We start from the raw sequence: 13,668 nt of genomic DNA, 5'->3' as shown, positions 1-13,668 counted from the left end.
TCTACCGTTGTTGTGCCGATTTTTGTGTTTTGAACTGATGGGACGGTCGCATGGGGGGAAAGACACTTACGCGCGCCGACCTTGCCGAGGCCGTGTACCGAAAGGTCGGTCTGTCGCGCACTGAATCCGCAGAACTCGTCGAAGCCGTTTTGGATGAAATCTGCGAAGCCATCGTCCGCGGCGAGACGGTAAAACTGTCGTCCTTCGCGACATTCCATGTCCGCTCCAAGAACGAGCGGATCGGGCGCAATCCCAAGACCGGTGAAGAGGTGCCGATCCTGCCGCGCCGGGTGATGACCTTCAAATCGTCGAACGTGCTGAAGAACCGGATCTTGCGCTCCCACCAGAACAGCAAGGCCAAGGGCGGCAAATAGCCCCCATTGTACGGTTGAAAACCGGCCCAGCCATGACGCCGGGCTTGAATATTGCTTCACAAACCGCTGAAATAAGGTCCGATTCGGCAGTATGGCTGGATTGGCTTTCAGCGTATGATCCATTCCGCGCAAACGGAATGCGCTTCTCTCTTCGTTGAGATTGATCTCGTCTGAAGACCGTTCCGGGCCACGCTCCAGCGTGAGGATTTCGCCCATGGACAAGAGCCCTGACGCCTTCCGCACCATCAGCGAGGTCGCCGAAGATCTCGACTTGCCACAGCATGTGCTGCGCTTCTGGGAGACGCGCTTCAACCAGATCAAGCCGATGAAGCGCGGCGGCGGCCGTCGTTACTACCGGCCGCAGGATGTCGAGTTGATCAAGGGCATCCGCCACATGCTCTACGACCAGGGCTATACGATCAAAGGCGTGCAGAAGCTGCTGCGCGAAAACGGCAATCATTTCCTGGTCGCCATCGGCAATGGCGACATGGCCGCTGTCGAGGCGATTTCGCAACGAAAGCAGGCAGACCAGGTGCCGCTGACGCCGGCAGCGCAGCCGCGCGGCGGCGATGATGAACTGGTTGGCCAGCCAAGGGTCAAGCCCAGCCGCCGCTTTTTCGGCCTGGGCAAGAGCGACGAGGAAGGCCCGGTCACGCCGGACGCGTCGAAACTGTCGCGCGACAATCGCGCGCTGCTGCAGGAGGCGCTGTTCGACCTCCTGGAATGCAAGCGTCTGCTTGACCAGGTGCGCTGACCGCCGCGAAGCGCTTTAAAGCCTTGAAACTGGAACCCGCCTTGGGGTGGGGCGTTACGTTTCCTTCTGCAAGACGTCGTCCAGCAAGAAGACGTTGTTCAGCAAGACAAGGAAACGCATGATGGCATCATTTTCCACCCTTTCGGACATCGACCTGGAAAGGCAGATCGCGGTTCTCTCGAAAGAACTCGCGGCGTTGCGCAAGGCAGTCTCGAAGCGGGGCGGCGCATATTACGAAGATGGTCGTGATGCGGCGCTCGACACCTATTCCGATCTTGCCGGACGTCTGCGGGATGCCATGCCTGCAATCCGCAAGCAGGGCAGGGTGATCGAGAAATCGGCCCGCGACCATCCGACCGCCGCCGCCGCGGTTGGGCTCGTGGTGCTCGGCCTGGCCGCCAGCCTGCTGTTCAGCCGGCGCTGACTGCTATAGCCATTCCAGGAAAAGTGTGAGCGGTTTTCCGTCCGGAATTGCGTAAAAACAAAGAGATAGAGTGGTTCGCCGTTTCCGCGAAACGGTGAGACGCTCTAGCCCGGAACGAGTGGTTTAGGGAAGAAAATGGCGGCTCGCTTTCGGGCGCGGCCGCCATTCCGATTCATGTCAGCGATTCCTGCTGTCGCTCCCGGCATCTGGCGCGAAGCGCGTCGGCATAGAGCCGCACGGCGCCCTTGTGCCGCCCCCGCAGGAAGGCGGATTGGTCGAGCCGCCAAAGCCGCTCGATTTCGCCGGCGAACGCCGGATTGGTGGTGGTGCCATAGCCAGCGCCGGGATAGACGACGATCTCGCCGCCATAGAGACAATCGTCGGTGACCAGGAAGTCGACGCGGATGTAGTCCAGGTTGCCGGCGATGACAGGGGCGATCGATATCGCCTGACGGACATAGTTGAGAAGCCGCGTGTTGACAGGCACTGCCTGATCCTCGCGGGGATAGTCCGGATCGCGCCCGGGCAATGGATTGGCGTCCCGGTCAAGAAGCAGCGAACGCCTCGCCGTCTTATCCTCGACCCAGGCATGCGTTACCACACCGCTGCAAACATGCACTTTGATGTCGGTCGCGATCCTTGCGCCGGACAGCGCCAGCCGCTCTTCGACGAAAACGGTGGGAACAATTGGCCGATAGGCCCACTCGCCATTGCGGCGGCCATAGCGTTTTTTCAGCCAGTGCCTCGCCTTGGTGATGATGAGGCCGCGATTGGGGCTGCCATTGGCAACGAATATATTCATCGCGCAGCCGTGGTTTGTCTTGACGATGACATCGCCGGCCAGCAGGTCGAGAGGAATGTCGGCGGGGTCGCGGCCGGACCAGAGGGTCCGGGGCACGGCAAGTTCGGGGCACGCGCTGTTGATATGAGCCTTGGCAGCGAGCTTGTCGGTCAGCGTCACGAACAGAGGATTGCGGTCGACGATTTTCCGCCAGAGCAACATTTCATGGTATGTTTCGGGCGTGGCCAGATTGGGCAGATAGCCGAGTTTTATCAGGAAGCGCACCGTGAGCGCGGGGTGACGAAGGGTCAGCAACAACCCTGCGACCGACAGAACAAAGCCTCCTGTCCAGGAAAAACTGGCCTTGGCAGTCATCAGGCATACCCGGCCATTGTTGGCTCATTCCGATCCGGGCGGATCGCCGGCCAGATGCATTCATCCCGTATCGCGATTTGTGCTTTCGTAAAAGGCTCCTGTCAGCGGTTTGCGCCGCTCCGACATCTGGCGCGAAGGGCGTCCGCATAAAGCCCCATCGCTCCCCTGTGCCGCCGGCGCAGGAATGCGGATTGATCGAGCCGCCAGAGCCGCTCGATCTCCGCCGCGATCGCCGGGTTCGTCCATGTGCCATAGCCGGCGGCCGTATAGATGACGATTTCTCCGGCATGGAGCTGCTCGTCGGTGACCAGGAAGTCGATCCGGACGTAGTCGAGGTCTCCGGCTATGCCGGGTGCCATCGAGATCGCCTGGGTGACATAGTCGATGAGCCGCGCATTGACAGGCAAGGCCTGATCTTCGCGGGGATAGTCCGGATCGCGGCCGGGCAATGGGTTGCCTTCCCGGTCGAACAGCAGTGAACGCTTGGCCTGCTTATCCTCGACCCAGACATGGGAGATCATGCCGCTGCAGATATGGACCTTGATGTCGGTGGCGATCGTCCCGCCGCAAAGCGGCAGCCGCTCCTCCACGAAAACGGTCGGAACGATGGGCCAATAGGCCCATTCGCCATCGCGCCGGCCATAAGTCTTATTGAGCCAGTGCCTCGCCTTGCGAACGACGGCAGCGCGATCGGGCTCACAGTTGGCAACGAACATATTCATGGCGCAGCCATGGTTTGCCTTGACCACGACGTCGCCGGCCAGCAAGCCCGGCGGGATGTCGGCAGGGTTGCGTCCGGACCAGAGCGTCCGAGGCACGGCGATGCCGGGACAGGTGTCACGGATATGAGCCTTGGCCGCGAGCTTGTCGGTCAGCGTCACGAACAGCGGATTGTGATCGAGGATCTTTCGCCAGAGCAAAAGCTCATGGTAGCGTACGGGCGCCGCCGGATTGGGCAGATAGCCCATCTTCATGACAAATCGCACGACAAGGGCAGGGTGGCGAAGCATCAGCCACAATCGCGCGACCGACAGGACAAGGCGGTTTGTCCGGGAAACATTGGCCGTCATCGGGATACCTGGTTGGCGAAGGCTGATCGGTGCAGGTACCGGTCAGAAACATCCCTTGCCGTATCGCGATTTGGCTCCGCGTGAAAGATTTCGCTGATCGTTGTGGTATCGGAGCGGCGCTGAAAATCTTGGGCCAGCAGCGCCATCAGGCGAAATTCGATCGGCCCCATTCATGTCGGGCCTGGCATGCGTAGCCAGGAGAAGACCAGCCTTGGACAAGAAGCCAAGGCCGGTCTTCTCGTTGGCAGTCTGTATGCTTATGCCTTTTTCATCATCTTCTTCATGTGGTGGTGGTGATGATGATGATGGTGGTGGTGCCAGTGGTGGTGGCGATGATGGTGGTGGTGACGATGATGATGATGCTTTGCCATCGGGGCCGCTTCCGCGCTGGTTGCGCCGATCATAGGAACCGTGAAAGCAACTGCAGTTGCAAGCCCGAGGGCTGAGACGAGGGACTTCTTCATGGATCGTTTCCTTTTTTCGCAGGCATATATGAATCGGGTCGATAGCCCGACCGCCGCGAATGGGATTACGCACCCCATTTTTTTCGTCAGTATTTCCCGATTGTAGAATTTTGTTTCTGGACTGTTTCTGGGAAATCCAGGTTGGTCGCCACCACCGGCAGGCCTAAAAAGCTACATCGGCGGAGCCACGCCATTGGTTCCGACCACCACGCGGCTGGAACTCAGCGTGCCGTCAGCCTCACGCTGAGCGTTAACGAAGACCGTCGCGCCTGGCTTGAGATCGGTCGGCGTGGCCGGGGCAAAGGTCACGACTGGCGTGCTGTCGGGGATCGAAATCTTCTTTGTCTGCCCGTTGTCGTAGGTCAGGGTCACAGCTCGCCCGTTGATATCGGTGACGTCGGCGACAGTGCCATTGGTCATGCGGCTGTTCGGCTGCAGGTCCCAGGGGCGGTCACCCTCGCCGGTGCCTTTCAAGGCGGCCGGGAAAATCACCACTTCCAGTGCGCCGCTGCCGCCATCGGCCTTCGAAACGGAGGCGATGCCGAGGAAATCGCCCTGTTTGATGTCCTTTTCGGAGGCGCTGGCGACGCCGGAAATCTTCCAGCCGGTATTGAGCTTGATCGCGGAAGTCTCGCCCTGGCGGGTTTTCACGGTGAGCAGCGATGGGTCGAAACTGACCACCGTACCGCGCACGCGCACCGCGTCCGCGGCTTGAGCGCCGCTCACGGCGGCAACGGAAAGGCTTGAGATCGTGCCGAGCACGACCATGACTATCTTGAGGTTCATTGCAGGGATCCTTCTGGGAACGGGCTGGCTGGAACCGGATGGTTTTCACCCCAGCGCATCAGAACAACGAACAGGTGGGCCCAAACCTCCGGGCAAAAAGGTGTTGGCGTGTTCAAAAGAACTTGATGGCGCCGATATGCGTGAAACCGCCGCGTGGCATGCCAGAGGTTCACGATAGCGTGACGGCCTGTTTGGCTCTTGGCAAATCGCCGGCGAGCGGGCATGTTCCGGCCGTCTCAGGCAACACTCCATTTTGATCAAACGCTTTCAGCCACCGGAGTTGCCAATGCCCTACAATGCAACAAGCCATGCCCTCTCCGAACCGTTAGCCAGTGAGATCGGGCCGGATTACACCACCCTCAGAGCCATGCGGGAAACCCGCGGATACAGCGTGGAAGAGCTTTCCCTGACTTGCGGCCTCTCGGTCGGCGAGATCGAGGATATCGAGAACGGCCGGGCGGCCGATCGCTCGAAGCTGCGCCGTATCGCGTCCGCGCTTGGACTGCCCCAGGACGCTCCCTTCGCCTCCGCCGCACCGACGCCGGCCGCGCAAGGCCGACCGCAGGCATAGATCAGTACAAGTCATGCAAGAGAACCCGCCAAGGCCCGTTTGGCGGGTTTCTTCTTGATTTGACAGTGTTCTCCGGCAGGCCGGGCTTGCCCATTTGCCGATCGCACGTGTTTATACGGGGTGCATCCAAATCCCTGCCAATCGCCTAGCCCTGAATAGGGTTTGACCCATGGTTTTTCCGATATGAGCCTGGACTCCGTTCGTGCCTTCTTCGCCGCTCATGCTCCTGACATCGAGGTCATCGTCACGCAAGCAAGTTCCGCGACGGTGACGCTGGCGGCGGAAGCGCATGGCGTCCTGCCGGCGCAGATCGCCAAGACCATCTGCCTGCGCGTCGGCGACCGCACCATGCTGGTCGTGACCAGCGGCATTGCCAGGCTGGACAACCGCAAGTTCAAGGACCAGTTCGGCGGCAAGCCGCGCATGCTTGACGCCGAGGAAGTTGTCACTGCCACAAGCCATCCGGTGGGCGGTGTCTGCCCGTTCGGCCTGCCGGCGCCGCTGCCGGTCTATTGCGACGTGTCGCTGCGCGAATTCGACGAGGTGGTACCTGCCGCTGGCGCCACCAACGCAGCGGTGCGGATCGCCCCGCAGAGGATGGTTGAGCTTACCGGCGCGGCGTGGGTTGATGTGTGCCAGGGTTTGGACGCCGAATCCAATCCGAGTTGAAACCAGCAGGGTAGAGGGAGCGGCGTTCGAGAATTGGCTGATCTGGCCAGGTGGACTTCGGGGGCAAGTCCTTGCTTAAAATGGTCGGAGTGGCCGGATTCGAACCGACGACCCCTTGACCCCCAGTCAAGTGCGCTACCGGGCTGCGCTACACTCCGGACCGGTCGCGATGTATCGTGATAACCCTGTTCGGGTCAACCGAAATTCGGCGTTTATCGCGCTGGTATGGATGTGATCGCCGACACGCCTGGAAATGCCCGCAGCAATTGCCGCTGGTGGCGGTATTCCAGGGCGATCGCGCCCCAGATCAGGCCGAGCAGCAGATACATGTGGCGCCAGTGGTCGATGTCGATGAAGGTGCCGAGCCCGATATTGCCGATGAAGGCGACATAGGCGCACAGCAGATAGGGTTGCCACGGCCGGTCGCGCAAAAGGATTCGGAACCCGGCTGCGATGGTCCACAAGACGAGCGTCAGGAACGACACGAAGCCGAGCCAGCCATAGTCCATCAGCATTTTCAGCCAGATGTCGTGCGTATCCTCGCCGAACATCTTGCCGAAGACCAGCGGTCCGATGCCGAACGGATGCTCCATCGCCATCTGGAAGCCAATCGTGTAGCGGGCGAAGCGGCCGAGGCGCGCGGTGTCGTAGCTCTGCTCGAGATGGGCGCGCTGGGTGAACATCTCCGACACGCCGGGCAGCTGCAGGATGACGATGATGGCGATCGTCAGCAACGACAGCGCGGCAATGGTCATGATCACCACGCGCAGCCGGAACTTGCCGCTGTTGCTCTGCAGGAACAGGCAGCCGGTGAGCAGCACGGCCGAAACCGCGAACATGCCCCAGGCGCCACGCGAGAAGGAGAAGAAGATGCCCAATGTGATGATCAGCAGCGGCACCGCCAGCACCGGCATGCGCGAGACCGAACCGGTCAGGATCAGGTAGAGCAGATAGATGCCGGGCAGCACCAGAAAAGGTCCGAAGACGTTCGGATCCTGGAAGGCGCCGGCGGCGCGATCATATTTGGTGAAGATTTCGGCGCCGGGAAAGGCATGGAAATAGCCTGCTATGCCGAGCAGCGAAGTCGCCACCGCCGAGACGACATAGGCATTGAAGATCAGCCGGTAGAGGCCGGGCTGCGTGGCGGTGATCGAGGCGAAGAACACCGCGCTGAAGGCCAGGAACAGCGACACGGAGAGATAGAGCGGCGTGAAGGCGAGGTCCGCCATTTGCGTCATCGAGATCATGCCGCCGATGTTCATCGTCACCAGCAGCACCAGCAGCGGTGCCGCCGCGCGGGAAATCCTCAGGCCAAACAGTGCCCAGATGACGATCAGGCCGGCCATGTAGATTTCGTAAGGCGCCGGTTCGCTGATGACGAAGCCGGACAAAAGGATGCCGACCACCACCGCACCGGTCGAAATCAGCGCGATCAGCTTGGCGTTGACCGCGGCCGACGGCAGCTCGTGGGAAATCGCGCTCAATAGGCGTTTTCCGTGTTGAGCAGCCGTACCGGTGTCAGGAACAGGATTCTGAGATCGAACAGCAGCGACCAGTTCTCGATGTAATAGAGATCGTATTCGGTCCGCATGCGGATCTTCTCGTTGGTGTCCATCTCGCCCCTCCAGCCATTGATCTGTGCCCAGCCGGTGACGCCGGGCTTGACCTTGTGGCGAGCGAAGTAGCCGTCGACTACCTCGTTGTAGAGCAGGTTGTGAGACTGCGCGGCGATGGCATGCGGGCGCGGGCCGATCAGCGACAGCGAGCCCAGCAGCGAATTGACGAACTGCGGCAGCTCGTCGATCGACGTCTTGCGGATGAAGCGGCCGACGCGGGTGACGCGCGGATCGTTCTTGGTCACGGTCTGCTTGGCGGTCGGATCCGAGCGGTCGGTGTACATCGAGCGAAACTTGTAGACCTCGATGATCTCGTTGTTGAAGCCGTGCCGCTTTTGCTTGAACAGCACCGGTCCCTTGCTGTCGAGCTTGATGGCGATGGCGGTTGCCAGCATCACTGGCGAGAACACCACGATGCCGATGAGGCTGAAAATGATATCGAAGGCACGCTTGGCGACCGAATCCCAGTCGTTGATCGGCCTGTCGAAAATATCCAGCATCGGCACCGAGCCGATGAAGGAATAGGCGCGCGGGCGAAACTGCAGCGCGTTGGAATGCGCCGACAAGCGGATATCGACCGGCAGCACCCACAGCTTCTTCAACAGCTGCAGCACACGCATTTCAGCCGTCAGCGGCAGCGACACGATCAGCATGTCGATGCGGGCGATGCGGGCGAATTCGATTAGTTCCGAAATGGTGCCGAGCTTGGGATAGCCGGCAACGATCGGCGGCGAGCGCTTGTCGCCGCGATCATCGAAGATGCCGCAGATGCGGATATCGTTGTAGGGTTGCTTTTCAACCGAGCGGATCAGCACTTCTGCCGCCTTGCCACCGCCGACAATGACGGCGCGCCGTTCCATGCGGCCATCGCGCGCCCAGCGCCGGATGAGTTTCGACATCACCAGCCTGAGACCGAAGAGGAGAACGAAACCGACGACGAACCAGGTGCCGAACAAAAGGCGCGAGTAGTCTTCCGACATCTTCACGGCAAAAGCGGTCAAAGCCATCAGCGCGAAGGCGCCGGCCCAGGCCAGCAGGATGCGGCCGAAATTGGCGATGGGCCGCATCAACGAGACGACCTGGTAGCAGTCGCTGACGTCGAGCAGCACTACGGCAAGGAACGAAGCTGCGGCCATCGTCAGCGGATATTGCCAGGCGAGATAGTTGAAGAACCCGACATAGTGGAAGTAGACGCCAAGGCCCGAAAGGAACAGCAAGCCGAATTCGACCATGCGCAGCACGCCGCTGACCATGATCGGCGACATCGTATCGCGCCGGTATTGCGAAGCGACCTGTCGGGCAACGTCATTCATGCCGCCGGGCGTGTCGCCTTCGGTCGGTGCCTCGAATTTGCGCACGGCTTCTGGTGAAAAGCGGTGTGCGGGGTCGATCTCGTTCATGGGGGCTGTCCGCAAGCTTCCCCTGACGCAATAGCAAAAGAGAGCTAAGAAACCCTTGAAACAACGCGTGGCTTTGGAAAGGCTTGGGCGCTACCTGTCCAGCGCGGCGAAATAAGCCTTCTCGATTTCGGCGGCCATGACGTCGGCGCCGAAGCGCGCCCGGAGGCTGACGGCAGCGGGCATCAGTTTGCTGTAGGCGGCAAGGTCGGCAAGCGCCTCACTCATCTTGTCAGCGAGTTCGGCCGGATCGGGGCGAATCAAGGCAGGGGAGCCGGAGCCAAAAATCTCCGGTATGCCGCCGACGGACGTCGCGATCATCGGTCTCGCTGCGGCAAGCGTCTCCAGCACGATATAGGGCATGGCTTCCGCGCGCGAGGGAACCACGACGAGCGCCGCCAGCGCAAAGGCTTCCCTGGCCGGCATTGGCGGCAGGAAGCGGACGTTGCCTTGAAGTCCCAGGCGCTCTACCTGCGCGTGGTAGCGCGGCAGGTCATCGCCGTCGCCGACCATCACCGCGCTCAGCGCACGGCCGAGCTGCGGACCGGCGGCGGCCAGGGCGTCGATGAAGATGTCGGGCCCCTTCAGGTCCCGCATCATGCCGATGTAGAGCAGATCCGCCGCATCGGTAACGGTGATCACCGGCTCGAATTCGGCGGTGCGCAGTCCGTTGTAGACCAGAATGTTGGGGATCGGCGGCTCGCCCACCTTCCTGCGATAGGTCCGCCGCTCATAGTCCGAGACGAACAACAGGCAGTCGGTGAAGCGTGCCATGAAGCGCTCGAGCGCGAAGAACAGCTTTCCGGTGGCTGTGCTCTCGTCATAGTGGAGAGAGCCGCCATGCGGCGAATAAAGGCGGGCTACGCGAGACCTTGATACCCGCAACAATGAGCCGAACAGACGGGCATAGGCGCCACCCTTGGCGCCGTGCCCGTGCAACACGTCCGGCCGCAATTCCTTGATGATCCTGTAGGTGCGCCGGGCCGAGGCGAGATCGCCCGGGCCGACATGGCGCTGCATTGGCGTGCGATGGATACCCAGCGCCAGCATGTCCTTCATCTGCGCGAACAGACGCTCCTCGAATTCGCCGCCGGTGGTTGAATCGCAGACGATTCCGACCATATGGCCCGCGGCAACCTGCGCTTCCGTCAGGTCGCGCACATGACGGAAAATTCCGCCGACGGGTGAGCGAAAGCAGTGGACGATCCTGAGCTTGTCCGCCACGTGGGGTCTGTCAGAACAGGCGTTCGCGGACGTAGACAGTGTCTCCGGGCAGCAGCGGATCGGATGTGACCACGCGGCCGGTCATCACCTTGCCGTTGATGTCGCGGGTGATGTCGACGCTTTCCTGGTTGGCGCGTGGCGAGAAGCCGCCGGCAATGGCGATGGCTTTCTGCACGGTAAGGCCGGGCACGTAGGAATACTGGCCGGCGGCACCCACTTCACCCATGACGAAGATCGGCCGGTAGCGATCGATCTCGACCGAGACGTCGGGGTCGCGCAGATAGCCCTGCCGCAATTTGTCGGCGATTTCCTTTTCCATCTGCTGCGCGGTGTGGCCACGCGCCGGTATGGCGCCAACAAGCGGGAAGGAGAGATAGCCGGACTGGTCGACACTGTAGGTGTTGGTCAGCCCGTCCTGCTCGAATACGGTGACGCGGATGCGGTCGCCGGCGCCGAGGCGGTAGGGCTGGTCGAGCACCTCGTGGAAGGCCGCCGGAGTCGGCCGGTAGCTGGAACAGCCGGCGAGCATCGATACGGCAAGCAGCGCGCGAAAGAGAGAAGCAGTGCTTTTCATGACCGGACACGTACCTTCGGCTGGCCGCTGCAGCATCGCAGCAAACATCTGATATCGAGGTTCGTTATCATCCTGTTAGGGTTAATGGTCGGTAAAGGAGGCGGTCGATGCGGCGCACACCGGCAATGGTTTTGTCGTTTTTTGCGGGTTTGTTTGCTGCTCGCCAGTAATCCCTAACGAAATATTACCGCGATCTTAACTACTGGGTTACCATAGTTGTTTACGGTGCATGCTGACCCAGTTTCGGAGTAGGGATGCATGTCCGTTCAGTCCGCGGCCGCAGATGTCGACGTCGACCTCAGGCAGCTCTTCGCCAGCTTGGCGAGGAACTGGCTGCGCATCCTGCTGTTCGTTCTGGTCTTGACGGGCCTGGCCTTTGCTTTCGCATCATTCGCGACAAAGCACTATAAGGCCCAGACGCAGGTGGAAATCGCCCCGCGCGAATCCGTCTATACTCGTCCGGCCGGCAGCAACAATGACGGCGACAAGCCGATCCTCGACGAGCAGGGGGTCGCCACCCAAGTCCAGATCATTTCGTCCAACGAAATCCTCAAGCAGGTGGCGCAGAAACTCGGCCTGTCGCGGCTGCCTGAGTTCGACGAAGCGGCCAACATGTCGTATCTGAGCCGCGTGCTGGTCCTGCTTGGGCTTAAGAACGACCCGACGGATGTTCCTCTCGACGAGCGTGTCCTGAAGAAGATGCGCGAGAAGCTCAACGTTTTTGGCGTTGAAAAGACCCGCATCATTGCCATCGAATTCTCCTCCGAGGATCCCAAGTTCGCGGCTTCCATCCCCGATGCCATTGCCGCCACCTATATTGCGGGGCAGGGCGCGGCCAAGAGCGAATCGAACACCGCCGCCGCGGATTTTCTGGCGCCCGAGATTGCCGATCTGTCGAAGCAGGTCAGGGATGCCGAGGCCAAGGTTGCGGCTTACCGCTCCCAGTCCGACCTCCTGATGGGCGGCAACAATGCCACTCTGGCGACCCAGCAGTTGGCCGAACTGTCGACCGAATTGTCGCGCGTGCGTGCCAACCGCGCCGCGGCCGAAGGCACCGCCGACAGCATGCGCAAGGCGCTGCAGAATGGCGGCTCGCTGGATTCCCTGCCGGAAGTGCTGTCGTCCGACCTGATCCAGCGTTTGCGAGAGCGCCAGGCCGAGCTGCGCGCCAACATCGCCGATCTGTCGACGACGATGCTCGACAATCATCCGCGCGTTCGCGCCGCGAAATCACAGCTGGCCGATCTCGACGCGCAGATCCGCAGCGAAGCCCAGAAGGTCATGAAGGGCCTGGTGATGCAGGCCGATGCCGCCAAGGCACGCGAAAGCCAGCTCGTCGCCGACGTCAACACGCTGAAAGCCGCTTCGGCGCAGGCCGGCGAACAGCAGGTCGATCTCGACGCGCTGCAGCGCGATGCGGCCGCCAAGCGCCAGCAGCTCGAACTCTATCTGACCAATTATCGGGAGGCCGCTTCGCGCAAGGACCGCAACTACGTGCCGGTCGACGCCCGCGTCGCCTCGCCGGCCTCGGTGCCCTCCGAGCCGTACTTTCCCAAGGTCGGGCCGATCGTTGGCGCAGCTGCGGCGGCGTCGCTTCTGCTGGCGGCGGTCTTCACGCTGCTGCGGGAGCTCTTCTCGGGCCGCGCCATGCGCCCGGCCACGGGTGCCCGTTTTGCGCCGATCGACGAAGTGGCGATGCCGCCAACTGCCCAACCGGAGCCAGCGGCTCCTCTGGAGCCATCCGCCCGCCCGGAACCGGCTGTCGCCAGCGAGCTCGCCAATCGTGCCGCCGAGACGCCATGGCCAGAAATGGTTGCGGATCCGGAAATGTTGTCGATGCCGCAGCCATCTACAACGTCCGAGCCTGTTGCTATCGCCGAGCCTGTTGCCGTGGCCGAATCTGTGGCCAAGGCCGTGCCCATTGCAGAGGCTGTATCAGTCGTCGAGCCCGAGCCCGCGTTGGAGGTCCAGCGGCCGCGCTCGGTGCTCGGCGAGATCGACATCGAGAAGGCCGCGGAAAAGCTGATCGCCAGTGGCGCCGCGCGCGCCATATTTGTTTCGCCCGAAGGTGACGAGGCGGCCGCATCCGCGGTCCTGGTGGCGCGTGAGGTCTCCGACGCCGGCCTGCGCGTCCTGCTGCTCGACCTGACCGCCTCGGGTGCCGCTTCGCGGCCGATGCTGGACAGCGGGCTTTTCCCGGGCATCACCGATCTGCTGGCCTCGCAGGCGCAGTTCAGCGACGTGATCCATGCCGATCTCTATTCCGATTGCCACGTCATTCCCGTCGGTACCGCCGATCCGGTCCGCGCCATGCGCGCCGCCGACCGGCTGCCGATCATCATGCAGTCGCTGACCACCGCCTATGACCTCGTGGTGGTCGAATGCGGGCCGGCCGATGCGCAGGGCATCAGCCGCCTGGGCGGCGAGGCCACGGAAGTGTTCCTGTCTATGCTCGAACCGGACGATGAGGTCACGCAGGCCGCCGTCAAGCTGATCGAGAGCGGTTACCCCGACCTGACGCTGGTGACGCCGCTTGGCCACGAACCGCCGGGCAGCCCCGGGCGGCGCTCCGCGGCCTGATAGAACTGC

General features: G+C 61.9%; 15 protein-coding genes and 1 tRNA gene. 6 read left to right on the top strand and 10 right to left on the bottom strand.

From position 1 onward, the window contains the following. Nucleotides 1–50: 50 nt before the first annotated feature. The 3 genes from A3A9_RS0101950 (at nt 51) to A3A9_RS0101940 (ending at nt 1,552) form a co-directional block, all read left to right on the top strand. A complete protein-coding gene (locus A3A9_RS0101950; RefSeq protein ID WP_010915609.1) occupies nt 51–374 on the top strand; it encodes an integration host factor subunit alpha in 324 nt (107 codons plus the stop codon). 214 nt (nt 375–588) lie between these two features. Next, nucleotides 589–1,128 (top strand): MerR family transcriptional regulator, encoded by a 540-nt coding sequence (locus tag A3A9_RS0101945; protein ID WP_027028529.1) that lies wholly within the window; start codon nt 589–591, stop codon nt 1,126–1,128. Nucleotides 1,129–1,249: 121 nt separating this feature from the next. After that, nucleotides 1,250–1,552: a hypothetical protein gene (locus A3A9_RS0101940; RefSeq protein WP_027028530.1), complete on the top strand. Its 303-nt coding sequence runs from the start codon at nt 1,250–1,252 to the stop codon at nt 1,550–1,552. A gap of 172 nt (nt 1,553–1,724) precedes the next feature. Here A3A9_RS0101940 and A3A9_RS38075 read toward each other — a convergent pair whose 3' ends face one another. The 5 genes from A3A9_RS38075 to A3A9_RS0101910 form a co-directional block, all read right to left on the bottom strand. Continuing rightward, the gene (locus tag A3A9_RS38075) at nt 1,725–2,708 is read right to left on the bottom strand and encodes an ATP-grasp fold amidoligase family protein (protein ID WP_051370657.1); all 984 of its coding nucleotides are present in this window, start codon (nt 2,706–2,708) and stop codon (nt 1,725–1,727) included. Between the two features lie 101 nt (nt 2,709–2,809). Beyond that, nucleotides 2,810–3,778: an ATP-grasp fold amidoligase family protein gene (locus A3A9_RS41670; protein WP_051370655.1), complete on the bottom strand. Its 969-nt coding sequence runs from the start codon at nt 3,776–3,778 to the stop codon at nt 2,810–2,812. After that, complete coding sequence (locus A3A9_RS44760) at nt 3,775–3,948, bottom strand: hypothetical protein (RefSeq protein ID WP_161634469.1); 174 nt, start codon at nt 3,946–3,948, stop codon at nt 3,775–3,777. The genes A3A9_RS41670 and A3A9_RS44760 overlap by 4 nt, the downstream gene beginning before the upstream one ends. Nucleotides 3,949–4,035: 87 nt before the next feature. Continuing rightward, on the bottom strand, nt 4,036–4,242 hold the full coding sequence (locus tag A3A9_RS42290; protein ID WP_082221837.1) for a hypothetical protein: 207 nt from the start codon (nt 4,240–4,242) through the stop codon (nt 4,036–4,038). 171 nt (nt 4,243–4,413) lie between these two features. Beyond that, a complete protein-coding gene (locus A3A9_RS0101910; protein WP_027057276.1) occupies nt 4,414–5,028 on the bottom strand; it encodes a hypothetical protein in 615 nt (204 codons plus the stop codon). A gap of 286 nt (nt 5,029–5,314) precedes the next feature. Between A3A9_RS0101910 and A3A9_RS0101905 the strand changes: the two genes are divergently transcribed. Together A3A9_RS0101905 and A3A9_RS0101900 are read left to right on the top strand one after the other, a co-directional pair. Further along, entirely contained in the window at nt 5,315–5,599 is a 285-nt protein-coding gene (locus A3A9_RS0101905; RefSeq protein WP_027057275.1) for a helix-turn-helix domain-containing protein, read from the top strand. A gap of 183 nt (nt 5,600–5,782) precedes the next feature. After that, on the top strand, nt 5,783–6,268 hold the full coding sequence (locus A3A9_RS0101900; protein ID WP_027057274.1) for a YbaK/EbsC family protein: 486 nt from the start codon (nt 5,783–5,785) through the stop codon (nt 6,266–6,268). A gap of 81 nt (nt 6,269–6,349) precedes the next feature. Here A3A9_RS0101900 and A3A9_RS0101895 read toward each other — a convergent pair. From A3A9_RS0101895 to A3A9_RS0101875, 5 genes are all read right to left on the bottom strand, one after another. After that, nucleotides 6,350–6,426, bottom strand: a tRNA-Pro gene (locus A3A9_RS0101895). Nucleotides 6,427–6,480: 54 nt separating this feature from the next. Next, a complete protein-coding gene (locus tag A3A9_RS0101890) occupies nt 6,481–7,752 on the bottom strand; it encodes an O-antigen ligase family protein (protein ID WP_027057273.1) in 1,272 nt (423 codons plus the stop codon). Continuing rightward, entirely contained in the window at nt 7,749–9,284 is a 1,536-nt protein-coding gene (locus tag A3A9_RS0101885; protein ID WP_027057272.1) for an undecaprenyl-phosphate glucose phosphotransferase, read from the bottom strand. The genes A3A9_RS0101890 and A3A9_RS0101885 overlap by 4 nt, the downstream gene beginning before the upstream one ends. A 90-nt stretch (nt 9,285–9,374) precedes the next feature. Then, nucleotides 9,375–10,505 carry a glycosyltransferase gene (locus tag A3A9_RS0101880; RefSeq protein WP_027057271.1) on the bottom strand — a complete coding sequence of 377 codons (1,131 nt, stop codon included), beginning with the start codon at nt 10,503–10,505 and terminating at the stop codon, nt 9,375–9,377. Nucleotides 10,506–10,515: 10 nt separating this feature from the next. Continuing rightward, nucleotides 10,516–11,079, bottom strand: a complete 564-nt coding sequence (locus A3A9_RS0101875; RefSeq protein WP_027042340.1) for a polysaccharide biosynthesis/export family protein — start codon at nt 11,077–11,079, stop codon at nt 10,516–10,518. Between the two features lie 258 nt (nt 11,080–11,337). On the opposite strand from A3A9_RS0101875, the gene A3A9_RS0101870 reads away from it, so the two are divergent. Beyond that, nucleotides 11,338–13,659, top strand: coding sequence for a GumC family protein (locus tag A3A9_RS0101870; RefSeq protein WP_027057270.1), 2,322 nt, complete (start codon nt 11,338–11,340; stop codon nt 13,657–13,659). Nucleotides 13,660–13,668: the final 9 nt, after the last annotated feature.

Origin of the sequence: Mesorhizobium loti CJ3sym, assembly GCF_000472785.1 — a bacterium.
GTDB lineage: Bacteria > Pseudomonadota > Alphaproteobacteria > Rhizobiales > Rhizobiaceae > Mesorhizobium > Mesorhizobium loti_E.
This window is presented reverse-complemented; position numbering and strand designations above follow the sequence as displayed.

Excerpts from the sequence above, each read along its gene's own strand:
- A3A9_RS42290 (WP_082221837.1), bottom strand. The coding sequence starts at position 4,242 with ATGAAGAAGTCCCTCGTCTCAGCCCTCGGGCTTGCAACTGCAGTTGCT.
- A3A9_RS0101950 (WP_010915609.1), top strand. The coding sequence starts at position 51 with ATGGGGGGAAAGACACTTACGCGCGCCGACCTTGCCGAGGCCGTGTAC.
- A3A9_RS0101875 (WP_027042340.1), bottom strand. The coding sequence starts at position 11,079 with ATGAAAAGCACTGCTTCTCTCTTTCGCGCGCTGCTTGCCGTATCGATG.
- A3A9_RS0101945 (WP_027028529.1), top strand. The coding sequence starts at position 589 with ATGGACAAGAGCCCTGACGCCTTCCGCACCATCAGCGAGGTCGCCGAA.
- A3A9_RS0101940 (WP_027028530.1), top strand. The coding sequence starts at position 1,250 with ATGGCATCATTTTCCACCCTTTCGGACATCGACCTGGAAAGGCAGATC.
- A3A9_RS41670 (WP_051370655.1), bottom strand. The coding sequence starts at position 3,778 with ATGACGGCCAATGTTTCCCGGACAAACCGCCTTGTCCTGTCGGTCGCG.
- A3A9_RS0101905 (WP_027057275.1), top strand. The coding sequence starts at position 5,315 with ATGCCCTACAATGCAACAAGCCATGCCCTCTCCGAACCGTTAGCCAGT.
- A3A9_RS44760 (WP_161634469.1), bottom strand. The coding sequence starts at position 3,948 with ATGGGGCCGATCGAATTTCGCCTGATGGCGCTGCTGGCCCAAGATTTT.
- A3A9_RS0101910 (WP_027057276.1), bottom strand. The coding sequence starts at position 5,028 with ATGAACCTCAAGATAGTCATGGTCGTGCTCGGCACGATCTCAAGCCTT.
- A3A9_RS0101870 (WP_027057270.1), top strand. The coding sequence starts at position 11,338 with ATGTCCGTTCAGTCCGCGGCCGCAGATGTCGACGTCGACCTCAGGCAG.
- A3A9_RS38075 (WP_051370657.1), bottom strand. The coding sequence starts at position 2,708 with ATGACTGCCAAGGCCAGTTTTTCCTGGACAGGAGGCTTTGTTCTGTCG.
- A3A9_RS0101885 (WP_027057272.1), bottom strand. The coding sequence starts at position 9,284 with ATGAACGAGATCGACCCCGCACACCGCTTTTCACCAGAAGCCGTGCGC.
- A3A9_RS0101900 (WP_027057274.1), top strand. The coding sequence starts at position 5,783 with ATGAGCCTGGACTCCGTTCGTGCCTTCTTCGCCGCTCATGCTCCTGAC.